We start from the raw sequence: 20,906 nt of genomic DNA, 5'->3' as shown, positions 1-20,906 counted from the left end.
CGGTGCGACACGCTGCGGTCACGCGGCGGGAGCGCCTCAGGCGCGGAGGGCCTCGTGCCGGACCACCAGCCAGCCGGCGGGGACGGACAGCCGATCCGCGTGCGGTGCGCAGAGGTCGTGCGCGTGGGGATGCCCGGCCGGGCCGAGCGGGCCGAGGGCCGCCATCTGGTCGCCGTAGTCGTAGGTCAAGGTGGCGACGGCCTCGCGCGCGCAGCCGACCTTCGAGCAGAGTCGTTCGTCCATCGCGCTCCAGCGTAGGCCCGCCCCCGCCGGCCGAGCGGATGCCGCGCGGCAGCGCCTAGACTTTCGGCATGCCCCGCCGTCGCCCCGCCCGACCCGCAGCGCCTCGCGGCGCGCGGCACGGCCGGCACGGCCGGCTCGGCCGCAGCGAGGTGGTGCGTCCGCCGCTGCCGCCGCTGGACGGGCGGATCGACCGGTTCGAGGTGACGGTCGGCGGTGCGGTGGAGTTCCTGCGCAGCACGTGGCCGGAGCTGCGCGACGTGCGCTTCGAGGTGGCCGCGATGCCGACGCACGACCGCGGCGACGGCATCCCCCGCTGGCGGGTCGAGCCGAACGAGCAGCGGATCTCGCTGTACCGCGTGCCCATCGAGCGGCTGCTGCCGAAGGGCCACGACGACGCGGCCCATCGGCGCGTCGCGATCGAGAGCGCCGTGTTCCATGCCGCGGCGGAGTACGTCGGGCGCGAGCCGTGGGAGCTGGGCCCGGACATCGACGGGTACTGAGCGGGACGGGCGTTTCGTCTCGGTCGCGCTGCGCGCGTCCTGCTCAACGACCGCGAAGGAACGCGACCGGGGGCTCAGGGGCGGACGGCGATCGGCTGCTGGCTGAGCGCGGGCGCCCAGACCGGCCAGCCCGCGATGTCAGGCGAATCCGCTCCGCCGGTCATGGTGACCGCCGCGTGCACCGGGGCCGACGGGACCAGCAGGTACCCGGCATCCGTCCGCAGCGGCACGCTCGTCGACCCGCCCGCGGGAACCGTCACCTCAGCATCCGACCCCCGGCCGGTGTCGCGCAGGGTCACGACGGCATCCTCCGCCCCGCCGTTGCGCAGCGTCAGCGCCGCGCTCTCCCCGTCGGGCACAGCGACCATCGTCTCCGCCGCGATCTCCGGGGCCGCCGGCATCCACGCGAAGTCCGCGGCGGTCCCCGCCCGCAGCGTCTGGCGCGCCGCGGCGACGACCGGAGCCGTCCCCTCCACCTCGATGTCGTACACGCCCGGGGCGAGGCCGGGCAGCGCGACCTCCGTCGGGATGCCGCGGTGCAGATCGACCTCGAACGCGTCGCCCTGTGCGGACGCGCCGCCGACCGGGCGCGCGCGCACGGTGGCGTGACCGTCCTGCTCCGGGGCGAGCATCCGCACCACGAGTCCGGTCGGGTCGTCGCCGGCGCCCTGAGCGGCCTGGACCCCGGTGATCACGACGTGGTTCTGCGGCCCGCTCATGCCGTCCTGCACGTCGATGCCGATCGGATCGAGGGTGCGGATCAGCGAGGACTGCAGCGAGGCGCGGATCGGCGAGCGCGACGTCACCGCGATCACGGGCTGCGGCTCGGCGGCCGCGACGGATGCCAGCGGCACGCCGATCTGCGTCGACGGCGGGACCACGACGTCGGAGGCGTTCGGGCGCTCGCCGTACACCCGGAGCTGCACCGTGGTGGCGACGTCGCCGGGGTTGGAGAGCACGATCACATCCGCGGCGCCGGTGGACACGTCCCCGCCGATCAGCCAGGTCCCGGTGGACGGCTCGCGGCAGGGCGCCGCGGCGAACCCGCGCATGTCGGGAGCGTCGACGCGCAGCGACTCCGCGGCCGCGATCCTCGGGGCGGTGCGGCCGGTCACGGCACCGGTGAGGGAGCTCGCGCCGTCCCCGCCCTCGAGGTCGGGCTGCTGCAGCGGCCGTTCGGCCGGCTCCGCCTCGGAGCGGTCGACGGTGAGCGCCGGGACGCCGGCGGAGAGCATGGCATCCGCTCGGGTGGTGTCGCGGCCGAGCGCGCGGAACGATCCGTTGCAGACCAGGATCGCGTCGCCCGGGACGGGCCGGACGGTCGTCGCGGGCGGCTCGTGCTCGATCACCGGCCAGGGCGCGGCCACGGCCGCCGACACGCCGAGCACGCAGGCGGCGGCGACCGCCGCCCCGGTGAGCACGCGGGCGCCGGTGGCCGCCACGCGGAAGGCCCTGCCTCTGGGTGTCGCGCTCATCGTCCGGCCTCGACTTCCTCGTTTTCGTCGGCGTCGCGGGCGCCGGACGGCGCGGACGGCCCGTCGCCGGTCGCGCCGCGGGCCGCGCCCGCCGCGCCGTCCGCGCTGGACGCCTCCTCGGCCGGCTGAGCCGTCACCGCATCCGCCGTCCCGGCCGCTCCCCCGGTCGTGCGTCGGCGCGGCAGCACCATCGGCTCGTCAGGAGCCCGACCGACGATGCGCGAGCGGGAGCGCGCCGCCCGCCGGGACGCCCGGGTCGGCACCGACAGCAGCAGCGCGGCGAAGACGATCACCAGCTGCACGGTCGCGATCGTGCGGGCCACGGCGGCCTGCCCGGCGGTCAGGCCCGGGCGCGGCGCGGCCTCGACGTCCAGGCGCCACAGCACGCCGCGGGCGGTCTCCCCGGCGGGGATGAACCCCGGCCGCTGGTCGATGGCGGTCACCGCCGAGCCGCGCAGGGCGCGCGCGCGGTCCTCCTCGCCCGGAGCCTGCGCGAGCAGCACGAAGCTGACGCCGTCCTCGGCGAGCGCCGCGGCGGCGTCGAAGTCACGCGCGGAGATGAGGTCGACGGCGTCCTCGGCGAGTCCGCGTTCGGGCGTGCGCGCCGCGGTGCTGCGCAGGGTGCTCTGCGCCCCGAGCGTCTCGCTCGATCCCCACACCAGCTCCGCCGACAGGGATCCGTCGTTCAGCGGGGTCAGCACGAGCGTCCCCAGGTCGCGGTCGCCGCGCGCCTGCGCGCTGACGAAGGCCGGCAGCGTGCTCTGCGGCCCCTCGCGGAGCACGGAGTGACCGGTGTGCACGGCGAGCAGCGCGGGAACCGCGCACACGGCGAGCGCGCCGGCCGCGGCGAGACCGGCCACCGCGCGCAGCGGGCCCAGGGTGAGCGCCGTGTCCAGCGCGACCAGTGCGGCGCCGACGATGCCGATCCAGGCCAGGCTCAGCCCGGTGCCGGGCCAGATCGGCACCCCCTCGCCGTTCGCGAACGACACCACGACCCCGACCGCGAAGAACGCCGTCGCGAGCCCGGTCACCGCCACGACGAGAAGCGTGATGCCCGCCCGCCAACGCGGGGAGACCGTCGAGATCAGCGCCAGCAGTCCGAGCGGGACGAGCAGCAGCGGGACCCACGCCGCGATCCCGGGGCCGGCGAACCACTCCCAGCCGCCGCGATCCGGCGAGGGGAAGCCCGTGGCCAGGACGGCGCGGCCTTCGGCATCCGCACCGAGAGACGTGCCGGAGCGCACGAACCCGGGGTCCGCGAGCAGCGACCACACGCCGCCCCGCTGGAACTGCGCGTACGCCAGCGGCGCGGACAGCGCGATCGCCGGCACGAGCACCCAGATCAGGCGCACCGCCCCGCGGAGGCGTCGCCCGCCCAGCGCGATCCCCACCGCCACGAGCCACAGCACCAGCAGAGCGGGGGCGAGCACGGGCGCGCAGGCGACGGTCGCGGCGGTGAGCAGGGATGCCGCACCCGCGGCGCCCCAGGACCGGTGCGCGACCACGGCGGTGTGGAACAGCCAGGGCAGCAGCAGGTGCAGGATCACCGCGGCCGGGCGGCCCTCCACGAGCGCGGTGAGGAACGTCGGCGCCAGCGCCCACAGCACCCCGCCGAGGATGCGCAGTCCCGCCCGGTCGGTGACCCGGGTGGCCGCGAACCATCCGCCGAGCACCGCCAGGGGCAGCGCGAGCAACCAGATCACGAGCAGGACGTACGACGGCCAGCCTGGCCACAGAGTGCCGGCCAGGGCGATGACGGCGGCGAACGGGTCGGCGGGGCCGACGATCCCGAGGCCGAGGCCGCGACGCCCCCAGGCGGCATCCGCCCACAGCGCACCGACGGTGTCGCGCAGCGGGAGCAGCGCTCCGCCGCCGAGCGCCTCCCAGGCCAGGAGGGGCGTGAAGCACGCGATGCTGACGACGAGAGCGGCCAGCACGGCCCACGCGCCGCCGCCGGAGAAGAAGTGCAGCTCGCTCACCGCGCCGCGCTCGCTGCCGTGGCCGTCGTCGAGGCGCAGCCGCAGGTGCTCCCGCGACACCCGCAGGGGCGCGATGCTCGCCCACGAGGCGCGCCGGAACGAGCGGATCGCGCGGCGGGCGCGGCCGACGGCGGCGAGCTGGACCATCGCGGCCAGCGCGGCCCCCCATTCTGGGGCGACCGCGGCGGGCCGTTTGCCGACGAGGTGCACGACCGAGCGCCACAGCGCCAGCGGGAGCAGGCTCAGCCAGTGCAGCGGCACCGCCGGCGCGGGGGCGTACGCGAGCCGGCGATGCAGCTGGGCGCGGCGCACCGCCCACGCCCGTGCGGACGCGCGACGGGGCGGCGCGGCCGGGCCGTCCGGCGCGACCGCGACCCGTGCTGCGGGCACGAGCACGACCCGCCCGCCGCCGAGCCGGGCCCGGACACCGAGGTCGAGGCCTTCGTCCGCGCCGCCGAGAGCGGGGTCGGGACGCAGTGCGTCGCGCGCCTCGGCGCGGATCAGCATGCCCCGGATGTCCGCCGCGAGGGCGTCCTCCGCGGCATCGTGCTGGCCCTGGTCGAGTTCGTCGGCCGCGAGCTCGGCCGCCCGTCCGAACCGGGTCATGCTCACGCCGAGGGAGACGATCTCACGGTCGTCGTCCTGCCGGACCAGCTTCGGGGCGGCGATGAGCGCCGACGGGGAGCGCTCCAGTGCGCCGGCGAGCTGCTGCAGCGCATCCGGGGCGGGCTCGGTGTCCTGCGCGAGCAGCCAGACCGCGCTGCCCTCGGCGACGCGCGCGGAGGCGAGGCGGACCGCTTCGGCGAAGGAGGTGCTGGCGCGCGCCTCGATCACGCCCTCGACCAGCCCGTCCAGTCCGTCGCGGCGCAGGGCCGCGGCGCTGCCGGTGACGACGACGGTCACCGCCGTGGGCGGGGTGCTCTGCCGTCGCAGGGCGTCGAGCGTTCGGGTGAGCTGCGCACGGGCGGGATCACCGGGACGCGCGACGAGGATGGCATGGACTCGGGCTGGCATGACGAGGCAAGCCTAGGCAGGTGCGGCACCCGCCGTCGTCAGGCCGTGCGGCGCGCCCGCCAAGCGGTCAGCCGGCGCGGCGCTTGAGCTTGCGGCGCTCGCGTTCGCTGAGCCCGCCCCAGATGCCGAAGCGCTCGTCGTTGTTCAGCGCGTACTCGAGGCATTCGCCGCGGACGTCGCAGGAGCTGCAGATGCGCTTGGCGTCGCGGGTCGACCCGCCCTTCTCCGGGAAGAAGGCCTCCGGATCGGTCTGGGCGCACAGCGCATCCGCCTGCCAGGCGAGGGCGTTGTCGTCCTCCGGCGTGCTGCGTCGAACGCCCGGGACTCCGAGATGGACCGGATCCACGAACCAGTTCTCGGGAACGTCTGAGCGGTAACCCGTCATCTCGATCTCCCTACCCTGTCTCTGCCCCCCGCGGGCCGTTCCCCCTAATTACACTCGTGTGATTCGCTCCGGTCAAGTCGCGGATCGTAAACCCTAAAGCGGCCATTGAAGGTTCATTGACGCGCTTCCGGCGTGTCACGCCTCGGGCGGCGGCGTGTTCGCAGCGGGGACGGATGCTGAGACGCGGGCTCACGGGCGCCGGGACGGGGGATCGCCGACGCCGGGGAGCCGGGCCCGCGGATGCCGGTCGGCCGGCGGCAGGAGGATCAGGCGCCGGGCTGGGCGACGAAGACCTCCCCGCGGCCACGCACGGTCAGCGCGCGCTCGTCGGCGGAGGCGAACACGGCGGTGCCCACCGGGACGGGCACCGGATGCGCGACGCTGTCGGCCGCGACCTCGATCGAGCCCGCCGTGGCGAGGACCATGGCCGGGCCGCCGATGCGGACCCGCTCCTCGCCGTCCACCTCGACGCGGCGCAGCGCGAAGTCGTGCACGGGCGCCGGGTACTCGGCGACCGCGCCGTGCGCGGCCGGGCGCAGCACCGGCACCGGCCCGGGGGCGGTGTCCAGGACGCGGAGCAGCTCGGGGACGTCGATGTGCTTGGAGGTCAGGCCGCCGCGCAGCACGTTGTCGCTGGCCGCCATGATCTCCACGCCCAGCCCGGACACGTAGGCGTGCAGCAGGCCGGCACGCAGGAACAGCCCCTCGCCGCGGCGCAGCACGACGAAGTTCATCAGCAGGGCCACCACCACGCCCGGGTCGCCCGGGTAGCGGCGGGCGATGCCGCGCGCCGCCTCGAGCTCGGCAGCGAACTCCTCCGAGTGCGCCGTGCCGAGACCGGCGATCAGCCCGTCGACGACCGCCTGCGCCTGGCCGGAGAGCAGCCAGCCGATCACGTCGCGCAGCACGTCGCCGCCGGCGGTGAGCCTGCGGCGAAGCTCCGCGACCGCGGGGAGGTCGCCGAAGGCGTCGAGCAGGCGGAGCGTCGCCGGCACCGGACGCAGTCCGCACAGTGCCTCGAACCGTTCGCTGAGTGCCACGATCAGCTCGGGCTTGTGGTTGTCGTCCTTGTAGTTGCGGGCCGGGTCGTCCAGGTCCAGGCCGGCCTCACGGGCGTAACCCTCCAGCGCCTGCTCCTCGGTGGGGTGCACCTGGATCGACAGCGGCGAGCCGGCGGCGAGGAGCTTCAGCAGGTACGGCAGGGAGCCGCCGGTGACGTCGTGCAGCGTGCCGCCGCCGGCGACGTCGGCCGGGTCGCCGAGATGATCCCCGAACCACACCTCCGCCTCGGGGGCGCCGGTCGGGGCGCGCCCTTCCAGCTCGGCCAGCAGCGTCGTCGAGCCCCAGGCGTAGTCGCGCGGGACGTTGGTCAGCGGAAGCAGCATGGTCCCAGCGTACGAGGCCGCGGCGCGTTCGGCGGGCGCCATGACGGGCGCGGTAGCCTGAACGCGATGGCGCTCTACACGAAGCATCCGGTGGCTCCCCGGCCGTCCGCGCCTCCGCGTGAGACGACCGGGCACCTGCTGGTGCGCGGGGTGAGCGTCCTGGCCCTGTTCGGCGTGTTCGCGCACACCGCCGTGTACAACCTGCTCGGGGTCGCCGGAGCGGCCGTCGTGCTCGGCGTGATGACGGCCGGGGTGGTCGCGCTCTGGGTGGTGGCCATCGTCCGCCGCATGCCGACCCGGCTGCCCTGGCGGCGGCTGCCGTGGGCGGCCCTCGGCTACGTCGCCTTCGCGCTGCTGTCGCTGCTGTGGTCGCGGTGGCCGGCGGCGACGGCGCTGACCTGGGTGCTGCTGGCGGCGGTGACCGTGAGCGCGCTGTTCATCGCGACCATGCTCACCTGGCAGGAGGTCGTCCGAGCGCTGGCGACCACGCTGAAGCTCATCCTCGGCCTCTCCCTCGCGATCGAGCTGTGGGTGGCGCTGGTGCTGCGGCATCCGCTGCTGCCGAACTTCGTCGAGAGGCCGGAGGGGCGCATCGACCCGCATCTGTACTGGGTGCGCGGGAACCTGTTCGACGGCGGGCAGATCCAGGGCGTGGTGGGCAACGCGCACACGCTCGCGATGATGTGCCTGTTCGCCCTGCTCGTGTTCGGCGTGCTGCTGGCCGACCGCTTCCGCGGCACCGCGAAGGGACGCCGACGCGTGCCGCTCATGGCGTGGATGCTGCTCGCCGCGGTGCTGATGGTGCGCGCGGATTCCGCGACGGTGTACGTCAGCGCCGTGGTCGCGGTCGCGGTGCTGGCCGCCGCGCTCGCCATGCGCGCCGCGACGGGCCCGGGGCAGCGGCGCACGGTGTACCTCGTGGTCGCGGCGGTCGGCGCCGCCGGCATCCTCGCCGCCTGGCTGCTGCGGGATCGGCTGCTCGCGATCCTCGGCAAGGGGTCGGATCTGACCGGACGCCTCGAGATCTGGCAGCGGGTGTGGCAGCGCGCGCAGGAGCGCCCGGTGGCCGGGCACGGGTTCTCCTCCCCGTGGGTTCCCTGGGATCCGGCGTTCGACGGGTGGATCGAGGACCACGGGCTGAGCGTCTTCCACGCCCACGACATGTGGCTGGACGTGTTCCTGCAGCTCGGTGCGATCGGGGTGGTGCTGATGGCGGTCGCCTGGCTCGCCCTGGCCTGGCGGGCGTGGTTCTTCGCCGTGGACCGCCCGCGCTGGGACCTCGACGACCAGCGCCCGTACGCCACCGTCTCGCTGCTGCCCACCCTGCTCGTGGCGGTGCTGCTCGTGGAGGGCATCGCGGAGTCCGCGCCGATCATGCTCTGGGGCTGGATGCTGCTGGTGCTGCTCTCGTTCAAGATCAAGACCGTGCCGCTGGTCGGCGTCGGTCTCAGCGAGCGGACCCCGCTCATCGGCGACGGGACGCTGCGCCCTCACGGGGCGCCGCCGCGGCGGGTGCCATGACGCGGATGCGGCAGCTGAGCGAGACGCTCGCCTCGGCCGAGCTGGCCCGGGCCTACACGCTCACCGCGCTGGCTGCCGCGTTCTCCTCGTTCGCGATCGAGCGGCTCACCTCGACCGTCACCCTGGCGACGATCATCGGCCTGCTCGCCGTGACCGGCGCCGCGATCCTGTTCGTGCGCCGCGAGGAGCTGACCCTGCTGCGGTTCGCGCCGTCCTCGCTGCTGGCGTTCCTCGCGCTCGCCCTGGTGAGCGGGCTGTGGAGCGGCAGCCGCAGCGAGACGCTTGCGGGATGGCTGACGCTGTGGGGCTACGCGATCATCGCGATCACGATCGGCCACGTCCGCGACACCCTGCAGACGGTGCGCGCGCTGGGCGACACCCTGCGCTGGCTGCTGGGCATCTCGCTGGGCGCCGAGGTGCTCGCCGGCATCCTCCTCGACATGCCGATCCCGCTGCTCGGCATCCAGGGCAACCTCGCCCTCGGCGGGCCGGTCCAGGGCCTGTTCGGCACCCGCAACATGCTCGGCTTCGTGGCCGTGATCGCGCTGGTGACGTTCGCGGTGGAGTGGCGCACCCGGTCCGTGCCGCGGACGGCCGGGGTCGCCTCGGTCTCCCTCGCGGCGCTGCTGGCCTTCCTGTCCTCCTCCCCGTCGGTGGTCGTGCTGGCCACGGCGATCGGCATCGCCAGCAGCGCCCTCGCCGTGGTGCGGCACGCGCCGCCGCAGCGCCGGCCGATGGTGCAGTGGGCGCTCGGCGCGCTCGTGCTGGCCGGACTCGTGCTCGCCTTCGCGCTGCGCCACCAGATCATCCGCTTCCTGGACGCCGGCTCGGACCTCTCCACCCGGGCCGACCTGTGGAACACCATCCTCGACTTCGTCGCCCAGCAGCCGGTGCTCGGCTGGGGCTGGGTGGGTCCGTGGCCGCGCGGCGAGTACCCGTACACGTACATCAACTTCCTGCTTGACGACGCCCACGGCACGGCGCTGAACGCCTACTTCGACGTCCTGCTGCAGCTGGGCTCCGCCGGCCTCGTGCTCCTCCTGGTGCTGGGCGGGGTGGCTGTGGTGCGCTCGTGGCTGGTCGCGAGCGCGCGCCGCTCCGTCGTCTACGCGTGGACGCCGCTGATCCTGGCGACCCTTGCGGTCGAGTCGATGTTCGAGAGCTTCACGCTCACCGGCGCGGGGTGGATGCTGTTCGTGCTGTGTGCGCTGCGGGCAGGACAGAGCAGGTCGTGGCGGGAGACCATCGACGCCGCGCACACCGGGACGATCACGGCCCTCAGGCACGAGGAGCCGTAGGCGTGGCCCCAGACTTCTGACGGCGCGGGCGGGTAGGCTTCTGCTTCGTGCCCCAGGACTCCACGTTCGATCCGACCACCGCCTCGATCGTCATCGTCACGTTCAACCGCTCGCATCTGCTGTCGGGGCTGCTGACCAGCATCCGTGAGATGGATCCCAAGCCGGGCCGCGTCGTGATCATCGACAACGCCTCCTCCGACGACACGGCCGAGGTCGTGGAGGGCTTCCGCGACGGGTTCGGCAGCGAGATCGTCTACCGGCGGCTGGAGACGAACACCGGCGGCTCCGGCGGGTTCAGCGAGGGCATGCGCACGGCGTACGAACTCGGCTCGGAGTGGATCTGGCTGATGGACGACGACGTCGAGGTGCTCCCCGACGGCCTGGCCAAGATGGGCAAGTGGTCGGCGCGTTTCAAGAGCATCCAGGGGCGCCGCTACGACTACGACGGCAGCGCGTTCTACTGGCAGTACCGGATCGCGGAGCGGATGGGCATCCCCATCCCGTTCGCGCCGAGCGAGTTCGACGCGTCCGGGTTCAAGGAGATGAACAGCGGATGCTTCGAGGGCATGTTCATCCACCGGTCGATCGTGCAGCGGATCGGCCTGCCGGATCCCCGCTTCTTCATCTACTGGGACGACCAGGTGTACGGGTGGCTCGCGTCGCGGATCACCACCGCCGTGATCGTGAACGAGTTCGTGCTGCGCCGCACGCGCGAGATCAAGCAGTGGGACATGGGCATCCGTCACATGAACGCCTCGAGCAACGCGTACCGCTACTACATCATGCGCAACCGGGCATACATCAAGCACTACTACCGGGTGCACGGGGTGTACAACCCGGTGCTGTTCGGTCTGGGCACGACGGCGACGTTCTTCAAGGAGATCATCCGCCTGTTCTTCGTCGAGCGCACGGTCCGCGGCACCAGCAACCTGTTCCGCGGGCTGCGCGACGGCGGCCGGATCGGCCGTGACCGCACGTGGCGGCCGATGCCGGCGCTGGAGGCGTGATGAGCGAGCAGCAGCAGCCTGTCTACGAGTGGGTCTTCCCGCCGGACCGCCGTCGCAGTCGGCGGCGGCTGTGGCTGATCGTGCTGCTGTCGCTGCTCGCGGTGGTGATCGCGGGCGCGCTGTTCTGGATGTTCCTGCCCAAGGGCGAGCCCGCGGCCGACCCGTCGCCCTCGCCGTCCTCGACCGCGACGCCGACGAGCAGCCCCTCGCCGACCGCGACCGCGGCGCCCACGCCGTCCGCCACGCCGGCCCCCGAGCCGGAGCCGACGGCCGTGCCGAGCCCGCCGCCTCCGGCGGACCCCGACATGGCGACGTTCCGCGAGCACGTGCGCCCGCGCCTGGATGACGCCCTCACCGGTCTGGACCTCGCTGCCGGCTCGAGCGGGCAGGAGACGGCCGCCATCGTCGACACCCTGCAGAACGATGCGCAGTGGCTGTTCGAGGCCGTCGCACCCGCCGCCCTCGGCGACAGCTGGCGGGAGGAGGTCGCCGCGTACTCCGCACGTCTGGAGGATGTGCGGGCGGCTGCGAACGAGGGCGGCGACGTGTCGGGAGCCGTCCGCGCCGCGCGCGACGCCGTCCACGGACTGCGGGAGATGGTGGGCCTGTAGCGCGGGCGCTGGTTCCAGCCGTCAGCGACCCGGGTACAGCCGACGCGCCACCAGTTCCTTCTGGGCGCCCAACGCCCGCGCCTTCGCGGGAAATGCCGGATCGCCGGTCGCATCCGCCGGCACCGGGGGCCTCCCCTCGGACGGATCCCACATCCGCCACCCTGTACCGAGATCCAGCAGAAGCCGATGCTTGATGTCGTAATAGCCGGGACGTGCGTTGAGCACCACCCCTCGAGCGCCGGCCGCTGCTGCGAGAAGATGTGCGTGGAAGCGCGACGTCAGCCACGTCTGCCCTGATCGAGCAGGAAATCCCTCATCCCAGGACCGCATGAACGGATAGAACGTCGCGCCGGCATCGACGTAATCCGCCGCGAATCGTGCGTCATCGGGAGGTATGGCCTCGACGAACCCGACAGTCGTCGCATCGGTGGAGCCTTCGACGAAGCCGCGAACGTCAGCGCGCAGCGCCTCTTCGCGATCGTGTGCGTACATATCGCCTTGCACGAGCGTCATGACTTCGGGCAGCGGAATCCCATCGTCCGTGTAGATCCTCCGCGGGTTGACGAAGGCCAGGAACGCATCGTCGGTGCCTGCTTCGACACCGAATTGCTGGGCGCCCTCGGCATCGCGCGACTCCACGACATCGAACTGTGCGAGCTGTTCGCGCATCCACTCGTGGGAGTCGAGACGGTGCGGAAGGAGACCCTGGCCAGTGGCGAAGATCGGCTTGCCGTAATGCCGCTTGACCGCCGTCAGTGCGGCGACGATCGCGAGGTTCTCCGGCCAGATGGTATTCAGGTAGCCGCCGCCGAGCAGATGCAGCGACGCCATCTCACGAAGGTCGCGAAGGCCGAAGTCCGTGCGGGGCGAGCCAAGGCCCGTGACCAGCCGCTCCATGCGCTCCGCCGCCAGCGCAACGTCGCCGGGCGGGTCGGTGTGCGCCGTCTGCCAGAGGGTGTTCGTCGTCTTCAGTCGCGGATGCGTGTCCCGGAACAGGTGTGCCGCGCGTCCGGGTTCGAGGCAGTCCAGCCAGACCTCTCGGTGCGGAAAGTGGGCACCCAGCCAGTCGAGCCACGAGCGGGCGATGAACTCATCCCCGAAGTTCGGGTGCCCCGCTGCGGAGACGAGGTAGATCGGCGCCTGGGATCGCGAATCCCCTCGGAGAATCGGCGCGAGCGTCCGTTGCACAATCCTGTGCAGGTCAGCAGGCATGAGACCGCCCTTTCTTCACTGCGGAGGGTCGGGCCCCTCCTCGCGTTGTACACCGCACCGGTCAGCGCGTGGCGTAGTCCGCGTTGTATCGGTCGAGTACCTCGGCGATCGGCGCGTCGAGCACGAGCGATCCCTTGTCGAGGTACAGGCCGCGCCGGCAGAAGCGACGCAGGTCGCGCTCGTTGTGACTGACGAAGAACAGGGTGCGCCCCTCGGCGAGGAGTTCGTCGATGCGGCGATAGCACTTCTCGCGGAACGCCTTGTCCCCCACCGCGAGCACCTCGTCCACGAGCAGGATCGGCTCCTCCAGCTGCGACACGACCGCGAAGGCCAGTCGCACCTTCATGCCGTTCGAGAGGTGCTTGTACGGGGTCTCCTCGAAGCCGGCGAGCTCGGCGAACGCGATGATGTCGTCGTAGCGCCGGTTCACCTCGGCCCGCGTCATGCCGTGCAGACCCGCGGTGAGCCGCACGTTCTCCCGCACGGTCAGGTCGCCGACGAAACCGCCGGTGAGCTCGATCAGCGGCGCGACGCCGCCGTGCACCGCCACGCTGCCCTCGTCGGGCAGGAGCACGCCCGCCACCAGCCGCAGAAGGGTCGACTTGCCCTGGCCGTTCCGGCCGACGACACCGATGGACTCGCCCGCCTGCACCGTGAAGGACACGTCGCGCAGCGCCCAGAACTCCCCCGGACGGGACCGCCGCTGCGCCCCGGCGAACAGGTCCTTGAAGCTGCGCCGCCCACGGCGGTTCCGCCGGAAGTGCACGCCGAGGTCCCGGACTTCGATCGCCGCCGTCATCACAGCTCCTTCAGCACCGGGCGTTCGAGGGATCGGAACACCCACAGACCGAGGACGAGGAACCCGAGGCTCATCACGACGCTGACGAGCACCGGCAGCGGCTGCCACTGGTCGGGGAAGAACGCCATCCGGTACAGCGTGAAGATCCCCGACAGCGGATTGAACGCCGCGATCGTGTGGAACGGCTCCGGCAGGTCGCGGACGCTGTAGATGACCGGTGAGGCATAGAACAGCGCGCGCAGGATGAGCGCCGTGGTCCGCTCGAGATCGGTGAACAGCACGCACAGCGGCGCCACCAGCAGCCCGAGGCCGATGAGCAGGATGGTCTGCAGCAGGATGGCGACCGGGAACCAGAGCACGCCCCAGCCGACCGGTGCCGGAAAGAGGATCGCGAAGAGGGCGAGCACCGGGATCGAGCAGAGGAACTCGACCCCCTTGCTCAGCACGATCCGGTTGATCCAGATCGAGCGCGGGATCGCGGTGGAGCGCACCAGCTTCGCATCCCTGCGGAACGCCCTGGTGAAGTCCGAGGTAGCGGTGTTGAACCACACCCACGGCAGCAGGGCCGTGATGAGGAACACGATGTACGGCTCCTCCCCCACACCGCGGTCGAACACCTGCGTGAAGACGAACCAGTAGATCGCGCTCATCACCAGGGGGTCGAGCACCGACCACAGGTATCCCAGGAAGCTGGTGGCGTAGCGGACGCGGAGGTCGCGCGCCGAGAGCAGCCACAGCGAATGCAGGTAGCGCCGCGGCGTGCCGGGCGCGCCCACCGTGGTCGTGCTCATATCCGGGATCAGTCGCCTTCGCCGAGGAACTCGTTCCGCCACATCGACAGCGCCGAACCGATCGCCATGTGCATGTCGAGGTACTGGTAGGTGCCGAGTCGGCCGCCGAAGTGGACGTCCTTCTCCCCCTTCGCCAGCTCGCGATACGCCAGCAGGCCCTCACGATCCGCGGGCGTGTTGACCGGGTAGTACGGCTCGTCGTCGCGGTCCGCGAAGCGCGAGAACTCGCGCATGATGACCGTCTTGTCCTGCGCGAAGATCTCCTTGCGCTCCGGGTGGAAGTGCTTGAACTCGTGGATGCGGGTGTAGGGGACGTCCAGGTCGGGGTAGTTCATGACGCTGGTGCCCTGGAAGTCGCTGACGTTCAGCACCTCCTGCTCGAAGTCGAGCGTGCGCCAGCTCAGCGCGCCCTCGGCGTAGTCGAAGTAGCGGTCCACCGGGCCGGTGTACACGATGGGGAGCTGACCGACCGTCGCCTTCTTGTTCAGCGGCTGCGACTCGTCGAAGAAGTCGACATCGAGCTTCACCTCGATGTTCGGGTGATCGGCCATCCGCTCGAGCCAGGCGGTGTACCCGTCGGTGGGCAGCCCTTCCCAGGTGTCGTTGAAGTAGCGGTTGTCGTAGGTGTAGCGGACCGGCAGGCGGCTGATGATGTCGCCGGAGAGCTTGTGCGGATCGGTCTGCCACTGCTTGGCGGTGTAGTCGCGGAAGAAGGCCTCGAACAGGGGGCGGCCGACGAGCGCGATGCCCTTCTCCTCGAAGTTCCGGGCCGTCTTGACGTCGAACTCGCCCGCCTGTTCCTTCACCAGAGCACGGGCCTGGTCGGGCGTGTAGGCGGCCTGGAAGAACTGGTTGATCGTCCCCAGGTTCACCGGCATCGGGTAGACGACGCCGTTGTGGGTCGTGTAGACGCGGTGCACGTAGTTCGTGAACGTGGTGAAGCGGTTCACGTACTCCCACACGGTCGGGGTCGACGTGTGGAACAGGTGCGCGCCGTAGCGGTGCACCTCGATGCCGGTCTCCGGCTCGGCCTCGCTGTACGCGTTCCCGCCGATGTGCGAGCGCCGCTCGATGACCGTGACCTTGCGGCCCGCTTCGGCGGCGCGTTCGGCGATGGTGAGGCCGAAGAAACCCGACCCGACGACGAGGAGATCCATGGAGGAGACTGCTTTCTGTCGAACGCAAGGAGGCCCGGCTGCGGTACCGCGCACGCAGGGCGTACGAGGTCAAGTCTATCCTCGCGCCCTCAGCCAACCCTGCACGCAGGCCCGGCGAACCTCACCGCTGCATCAAGTCATCCACAGCGCGCTCGATCGGTCCTCGCAGTAGACGCACGTACTCCAGGTTGAGATGGTCGGCGTCATAGTAGACGGGAAGGCCCCCGATGGCGGCATAGCATCGGTCGGCATCGCAGAAGCGGTCGGTGAGGTCGAGGAGCGCGACGGAAGCGTCCCCTTACGCTTCGGCAGCCTTCGCGACAGGATCCGGCGGTTGCGCCTCCGCGCGCGGCCGGGCACAGGCCAGTGGGTCATCGGAGTGGAGTGTGAGACAGTCGGCTTCCCGGACCTCGGCGTTGTAGGGCGGATCAGCCAGCGCAAGCACTCGGGTCCCACTCGTCGTCCAGGTATCCCAGTAACGGTGCAGGCCGTCGATGAACTGCTGGTCGTGCCCGCGGCCGGAGCCATCGTCTAGGAGCTGCTGGCGACTCGCCATCGCCGTGATCACGAGATCGGGGGCCTCCTCTGCGATCCGCTCCGCGACGTCCTTCGACCAGGTACGGCAGCGTTCCACGAGATCGGCGGCCCATTCCCCGCGGAATCCGCGGAATCCAACGTCGGCAGGCGGACAGCCGCCCAGGTAGCTGGTCGTGACCCGCCACCCTCGCTCTCGAGCGATATCGAACACCACGCCCTGCCACTGCTGAGCATGCGAATCACCGAGGAGCCAAACCGTGGTGGCATCCGGATCATCCCCGGAATAGTCGCAGATCCGGGTCGTTCGGGTGTCGCCGTAGGACAGGTCCTTCAGCATCTCGCTGCACGCCGGAGGTGTGTAGAAGTACTCGTTCTTGGCGGTCATCACCGTCGAGCCGAGGGAGGTGAGGGCGCCCGGGCAGTTCGCCGCCGGCTCCATCGCGGCGGGGCCGAGACACGCCATCGGCTTGACCTCTGCGGGGGCTGGTCCGCTGCCGTCCGGACGCTGTGGACGAGGAGGACGGCGGCGGCGGCGAGCAGGACAGCGGCCATACCCGCGGCCGTCAGCGAAAATGTCCGCCGCGTCGAGCCTGTCCACCATTTCCAACGCAGCGCCGGCACCTCCACCCACCGCCGGGTAGCCCAGGCCAGCAGCAACGCGAGAAACAGCAGGCCCGCCCTGCTGGCGAATGTGAGCTCCGTGGCGAGCAGGAACGGCGTGACGACGATGAGCGGCCAGTGCCAGAGGTAGAGCGAGTACGACACGTCGCCCAGCCACTGCACCGGTCCGCGCCGCGTCACGAAGTCGTGGAGCTGCCTCGCGTCGGTCGAGCCGCCCAGGATCACGGCGACTGTCCCCAGGACCGGTAGCAGCGCCGCGACCCCCGGGAAAGGCGTGACGCTGCCGAACGAGAGGGCGGCGGCGAAGATCGCCGTGAATCCGCCGAGGCCGAGAGCGTTCGCCACAACTGCGTTCATGCGCACCGTGACTGGCACCAGAGCGACCAGCGCGCCCGCCGCGAACTCCCACGCCCGGGTGAAGGTGACGAAATAGGCCTGCGCCGGCGCGGTCGCGGTGTAGAACACACTCGCGGAGAAGGACAGCACTCCCACGGCACCGACGGCGGCGACCAGAGACCGGCGGGACCTATAACTGCTCCTGCGACCGCCGAGAACGAACGCGGCCAGCAGCAGTACCGGCCAGATCAGGTAGAACTGCTCCTCGACCGACAACGACCAGTAGTGCTGCACGGCGCTGGCGGCGTCATTCAGGGCTGAGTAGTTCACAGACTGCGTCGCGAGGTACCAGTTCTCGACGTAGAGAGCGCTCGAGATCACCTCCCACGCGTTGCGACTCCAGCGTGGATAAGGCAAGGCGATCACGACGAGGGCGAGAGCCCCGAGCAGCACCACCAGGGCGGCCGGCAGCAGGCGCCGCACACGCCGAGCGTAGAACGGACCGAGGCGCAGCCTTCCGGTCTGCGCCAGTTCCGCCGTCAGATGGCTTGTGATGAGGAAGCCGGATATGACGAAGAACACGTCGACGCCGACGTACCCGCCGCCCAGGCGGGTCGGCCACAGGTGGTTGATCACCACCAGACCGATGGCGATGGCCCGCAGGGCCTGGATGTCGGTCCGGAACGGCCGGCGCGTCGCCCCCTGCTGCTGCGGCCGTGAGAGCGTCGTCGTGGTCACGGACGGAGGTATCCCTCCAGGCTCTTCGAAACAAGGTTCGGCGTGAATCCGACGGCCGTGACCCGCACGAGGTCGAGAATGCTGTTATGCGGGCGCGGCGCGACCGGACCCTCGGCAGTCGAGAAGTACTCCTGCGTGGAGACACCGGTGACACGCGCAGGATCGTGGCCGGTGATCCGGTAGACCTCCCGGGCGATCTCCGCCCAGGTCTGCGGCGGCCCGTCGCCGGTCACGTTGTAGACCCCGTACGGTGCTCCGGTCTCCAGCAGGTGCACGATCGCGCCGGCGATGTCCTCGGTGAAGGTCAGCCGGCCGACCTGATCGTCGACGACGTTCGGGTCCACGCCGCGCTCGGCCAGGGACGCCATGGTGCGGACGAAGTTCTTCCCGTCGCCGATCACCCACGAGGTGCGGATGATGTAGTGCCGGGGCGCCGTGGCCACCGCGACGTCCCCCGCCGCCTTCGACTGTCCGTACACGCCGAGCGGGCTGAGCGGGTCGTCCTCGGTGTACGCACCGTCCTTGGTGCCATCGAAGACGTAATCGCTGGAGACGTGGACGAGGGTGATGCCGTGTTCCGCGGCGATCCGGGCGAGGCGTGCCGGGGCATCCGCGTTGGCCCGCCACGCGTCCCGGCGGCCGTCCGGCGTCTCGGCGAGGTCGACGGCCGTGTAGGCGGCGGCGTTGACGATCGTGCCGTAGTCGCGCCAGCGACGGGCGCCGGGCAGGGACGGGTCGGTGAGGTCGAGGTCGGCACGAGCGGCGTACTCGATGTGCGGCTGGTCCCCGAGCCGCTGCCGCAGGGCGCGTCCCAGCTGCCCGTCGGCCCCGGTGACGAGGATCTTACGCGGCGCGATCGGCGCGACCTCCGCCAGCCGCGGGTGCGCCTTGTCCTTCGCGGACACCTCCACCTGGTCGAGCGGGATCGGCCACTCGATCGCCACCGTCTCGTCCGCGAGGTTGAGGAAGGCGTAGTCCGCATCCGGCGACCAGTGGTCGTTCACGAGATAGGTGTAGGCGGTGTCGGGCTCGAGCGTCTGATAGGAGTTGCCGACCCCGCGCGGGACGAAGATCGCCCGCGACGGGTCGAGCTCGGTCGTGAAGACGGTGCCGAAGGTCGGTCCCTCACGCAGATCCACCCACGCGCCGAAGATGCGCCCGGTCGCGACGGAGACCCACTTGTCCCACGGCTCGGCGTGGATGCCCCTCGTCGTGCCCACCGCGTCGTTGAACGAGATGTTGTTCTGCACCGGCCCGAAGTCGGGCAGGCCGAGCGCGGTCATCTTCTCGCGCTGCCAGTTCTCCTTGAACCATCCACGGTTGTCGCCGTGCACCGGGAGGTCGAAGACGACCAGCCCCGGAATCGGCGTGCGAGTCACCGACAGCTGCTTGCCGAACTCCAGCTCCGCCACCCGTCACTGCCCCTTCGACGCGTAGAACGCCTCGGTCGCGTCCTTGGACGGTGCCCACCACGCTTCGTTGTCGCGGTACCAGTCGATCGTGGCCGCGAGCCCCTCCTCGAAGTTCTGGTAGGCCGGCTTCCAGCCGAGTTCGGTGCGCAGCTTCGTCGAGTCGATCGCGTAGCGCAGGTCGTGCCCGGCGCGGTCGGTCACATGGTCGTACGCATCGGCCGGCTGTCCCATCAGCGTGAGGATCAGCTCGACGACCTCCTTGTTGTTCCGTTCGCCGTCGGCGCCGATCAGGTACGTCTCCCCGATGCGTCCCTTCTCGAGGATGGTGAGCACGGCGGACGAGTGGTCGTTGGCGTGGATCCAGTCCCGCACGTTCTGTCCGGCTCCGTAGAGCTTGGGCCGGATGCCGCGTAGCACGTTGGTGATCTGGCGCGGGATGAACTTCTCCACGTGCTGATACGGCCCGTAGTTGTTGGAGCAGTTCGAGATCGTGGCCCGCACGCCGAAGGAACGCACCCATGCGCGCACGAGCAGATCGCTGCCCGCCTTCGTCGAGGAGTAGGGCGACGACGGGTTGTAGGGCGTGTTCTCGGTGAACCGCTCAGGATCGTCGAGCTCGAGATCGCCGTACACCTCATCGGTCGAGATGTGATGGAAGCGGGTGTCGTGCTTCCGCGCTGCCTCCAGCAGCGTGTAGGTGCCGATGATGTTCGTGTCCAGGAACGGCCGCGGGCTGTGCAGCGAGTTGTCGTTGTGCGATTCGGCGGCGTAGTGCACCACCGCATCCGCCTCGCCGACCAGCTCGTCCACCAGCTCGGCGTCGGTGATGTCGCCGTGCACGAACCGCACCCGGTCCTCGGGCAGCCCGTCCAGGGAGGCGCGGTTGCCGGCGTAGGTCAGGGCGTCGAGCACGGTCACGTGGTCGTCCGTGTTCTCCACGACGTGGTGGACGAAGTTCGAGCCGATGAAGCCGGCCCCGCCGGTCACCAGGAGCTCAGCCATCAGCGTCCCCTTTCCAGGACCTCGAGGAGGTAGGTGCCGTATCCCGACTTCACGAGCTTCTCCGCCCGCTCGCGCAGTTCGTCGTCGGAGAGGAACCCCTGCCGCCAGGCGACCTCCTCGGGCACCCCGATGCGCAGACCGGTGCGTCGCTCCATCGTGCGCACATAGTCCCCGGCATCCGACATCTGATCGAAGGTGCCGGTGTCGAGCCAGGCGGTGCCTCGCGGCAGCACCTCCACGTGAAGCTTCTCCCGCTCCAGGTACGCGCGGTTGATGTCGGTGATCTCGTACTCGCCGCGTGCACTCGGCTGCAGTCCGCGCGCGATCTCCACGACGTCGTTGTCATAGAAGTAGAGGCCGGGAACGGCGTAGTTGCTCTTGGGGTTCGCGGGCTTCTCCTCCAGCGAGATCGCGCGGCCGTCCCCGTCGAACTCGACCACGCCGTAGGCGCTGGGCTCGGCCACCCAGTAGGCGAACACCGCCCCGCCGTCGACGTCTGCGTAGCGCTTCAGCTGCGTCCCGAGGCCCGGCCCGTAGAGGAGATTGTCGCCGAGGACGAGGGCGACCTTGTCCTCGCCGATGAAGTCCGCGCCGATCGTGAAGGCCTGGGCGAGGCCGTCCGGCGAGGGCTGCTGCGCGAAGCTGATGTCGACGCCGAACTGCGAGCCGTCGCCGAGCAGTCGCTCGAAATGCTGCGCGTCGTGAGGCGTCGTGATCACGAGGATGTCTCGGATGCCGGCGAGCATGAGCGTCGACAGCGGGTAGTACACCATCGGCTTGTCGTAGACCGGGATCAGCTGCTTCGAGACGCCAAGAGTGATGGGATGCAGCCGCGTGCCTGAGCCGCCGGCGAGGATGATGCCTTTCACCACACCATCGTGCC

The 20,906-nt window shown here is 71.1% G+C and carries 18 protein-coding genes and 1 pseudogene; 5 read left to right on the top strand and 14 right to left on the bottom strand.

Annotated elements, in window-relative coordinates:
* Positions 1 to 36: 36 nt before the first annotated feature.
* Positions 37 to 243, bottom strand: a complete 207-nt coding sequence (locus tag JSY13_RS04000) for a DUF3499 domain-containing protein (protein WP_259607748.1) — start codon at positions 241 to 243, stop codon at positions 37 to 39.
* Positions 244 to 311: 68 nt separating this feature from the next.
* Here JSY13_RS04000 and JSY13_RS03995 point away from each other — a divergent pair, with 68 nt between their 5' ends.
* Positions 312 to 743, top strand: coding sequence for a hypothetical protein (locus tag JSY13_RS03995; protein ID WP_432806436.1), 432 nt, complete (start codon positions 312 to 314; stop codon positions 741 to 743).
* Between the two features lie 74 nt (positions 744 to 817).
* Here the strand turns inward: JSY13_RS03995 and JSY13_RS03990 are convergent, their stop codons facing one another.
* The 4 genes from JSY13_RS03990 to manA form a co-directional block, all read right to left on the bottom strand.
* Positions 818 to 2,218 (bottom strand): DUF5719 family protein, encoded by a 1,401-nt coding sequence (locus JSY13_RS03990; RefSeq protein WP_259607747.1) that lies wholly within the window; start codon positions 2,216 to 2,218, stop codon positions 818 to 820.
* A complete protein-coding gene (locus tag JSY13_RS03985; protein WP_259607746.1) occupies positions 2,215 to 5,211 on the bottom strand; it encodes a glycosyltransferase in 2,997 nt (998 codons plus the stop codon). The genes JSY13_RS03990 and JSY13_RS03985 overlap by 4 nt, the downstream gene beginning before the upstream one ends.
* Before the next feature lie 67 nt (positions 5,212 to 5,278).
* Positions 5,279 to 5,596, bottom strand: a complete 318-nt coding sequence (locus JSY13_RS03980) for a WhiB family transcriptional regulator (protein WP_259607745.1) — start codon at positions 5,594 to 5,596, stop codon at positions 5,279 to 5,281.
* 266 nt (positions 5,597 to 5,862) lie between these two features.
* A complete protein-coding gene (gene manA, locus JSY13_RS03975) occupies positions 5,863 to 6,981 on the bottom strand; it encodes a mannose-6-phosphate isomerase, class I (RefSeq protein WP_259607744.1) in 1,119 nt (372 codons plus the stop codon).
* Between the two features lie 66 nt (positions 6,982 to 7,047).
* On the opposite strand from manA, the gene JSY13_RS03970 reads away from it, so the two are divergent.
* The 4 genes from JSY13_RS03970 to JSY13_RS03955 are packed head-to-tail and all read left to right on the top strand — an operon-like array spanning position 7,048 to position 11,418.
* A complete protein-coding gene (locus JSY13_RS03970) occupies positions 7,048 to 8,502 on the top strand; it encodes an O-antigen ligase family protein (RefSeq protein ID WP_259607743.1) in 1,455 nt (484 codons plus the stop codon).
* On the top strand, positions 8,499 to 9,800 hold the full coding sequence (locus tag JSY13_RS03965) for an O-antigen ligase family protein (protein ID WP_259607742.1): 1,302 nt from the start codon (positions 8,499 to 8,501) through the stop codon (positions 9,798 to 9,800). The genes JSY13_RS03970 and JSY13_RS03965 overlap by 4 nt, the downstream gene beginning before the upstream one ends.
* Positions 9,801 to 9,847: 47 nt before the next feature.
* On the top strand, positions 9,848 to 10,807 hold the full coding sequence (locus tag JSY13_RS03960; RefSeq protein WP_259607741.1) for a glycosyltransferase family 2 protein: 960 nt from the start codon (positions 9,848 to 9,850) through the stop codon (positions 10,805 to 10,807).
* Positions 10,807 to 11,418 carry a hypothetical protein gene (locus tag JSY13_RS03955; protein WP_259607740.1) on the top strand — a complete coding sequence of 204 codons (612 nt, stop codon included), beginning with the start codon at positions 10,807 to 10,809 and terminating at the stop codon, positions 11,416 to 11,418. Before JSY13_RS03960 ends, JSY13_RS03955 begins: the two co-directional genes overlap by 1 nt.
* 21 nt (positions 11,419 to 11,439) lie before the next feature.
* On the opposite strand, the gene JSY13_RS03950 is transcribed toward JSY13_RS03955, so the two are convergent.
* The 9 genes and pseudogenes from JSY13_RS03950 to rfbA form a co-directional block, all read right to left on the bottom strand.
* On the bottom strand, positions 11,440 to 12,630 hold the full coding sequence (locus JSY13_RS03950; protein ID WP_259607739.1) for a polysaccharide pyruvyl transferase family protein: 1,191 nt from the start codon (positions 12,628 to 12,630) through the stop codon (positions 11,440 to 11,442).
* 61 nt (positions 12,631 to 12,691) lie between these two features.
* Entirely contained in the window at positions 12,692 to 13,429 is a 738-nt protein-coding gene (locus tag JSY13_RS03945) for an ABC transporter ATP-binding protein (RefSeq protein WP_259607738.1), read from the bottom strand.
* Positions 13,429 to 14,220: an ABC transporter permease gene (locus tag JSY13_RS03940; RefSeq protein ID WP_259607737.1), complete on the bottom strand. Its 792-nt coding sequence runs from the start codon at positions 14,218 to 14,220 to the stop codon at positions 13,429 to 13,431. The genes JSY13_RS03945 and JSY13_RS03940 overlap by 1 nt, the downstream gene beginning before the upstream one ends.
* 8 nt (positions 14,221 to 14,228) lie before the next feature.
* Positions 14,229 to 15,377: a UDP-galactopyranose mutase gene (glf, locus tag JSY13_RS03935; RefSeq protein ID WP_259607736.1), complete on the bottom strand. Its 1,149-nt coding sequence runs from the start codon at positions 15,375 to 15,377 to the stop codon at positions 14,229 to 14,231.
* A 121-nt stretch (positions 15,378 to 15,498) separates the two neighbouring features.
* Positions 15,499 to 16,251 (bottom strand): annotated as a pseudogene (locus JSY13_RS03930) (SGNH hydrolase domain-containing protein).
* A 47-nt stretch (positions 16,252 to 16,298) separates the two neighbouring features.
* The gene (locus JSY13_RS03925; RefSeq protein ID WP_259607735.1) at positions 16,299 to 17,609 is read right to left on the bottom strand and encodes an acyltransferase family protein; all 1,311 of its coding nucleotides are present in this window, start codon (positions 17,607 to 17,609) and stop codon (positions 16,299 to 16,301) included.
* Complete coding sequence (locus JSY13_RS03920) at positions 17,606 to 19,021, bottom strand: sugar nucleotide-binding protein (protein WP_259607734.1); 1,416 nt, start codon at positions 19,019 to 19,021, stop codon at positions 17,606 to 17,608. Before JSY13_RS03920 ends, JSY13_RS03925 begins: the two co-directional genes overlap by 4 nt.
* Before the next feature lie 3 nt (positions 19,022 to 19,024).
* On the bottom strand, positions 19,025 to 20,023 hold the full coding sequence (rfbB, locus tag JSY13_RS03915) for a dTDP-glucose 4,6-dehydratase (protein ID WP_259607733.1): 999 nt from the start codon (positions 20,021 to 20,023) through the stop codon (positions 19,025 to 19,027).
* Positions 20,023 to 20,892, bottom strand: a complete 870-nt coding sequence (gene rfbA / locus JSY13_RS03910; protein WP_259607732.1) for a glucose-1-phosphate thymidylyltransferase RfbA — start codon at positions 20,890 to 20,892, stop codon at positions 20,023 to 20,025. The genes rfbB and rfbA overlap by 1 nt, the downstream gene beginning before the upstream one ends.
* Positions 20,893 to 20,906: the final 14 nt, after the last annotated feature.

This window comes from Microbacterium neungamense (genome assembly GCF_024971095.1).
In the GTDB taxonomy this organism is placed as follows: Bacteria; Actinomycetota; Actinomycetes; order Actinomycetales; family Microbacteriaceae; genus Microbacterium; species Microbacterium neungamense.
Note: the sequence above shows the minus strand (reverse complement) of the source record. Positions and strands in the feature narration are given on the sequence as shown.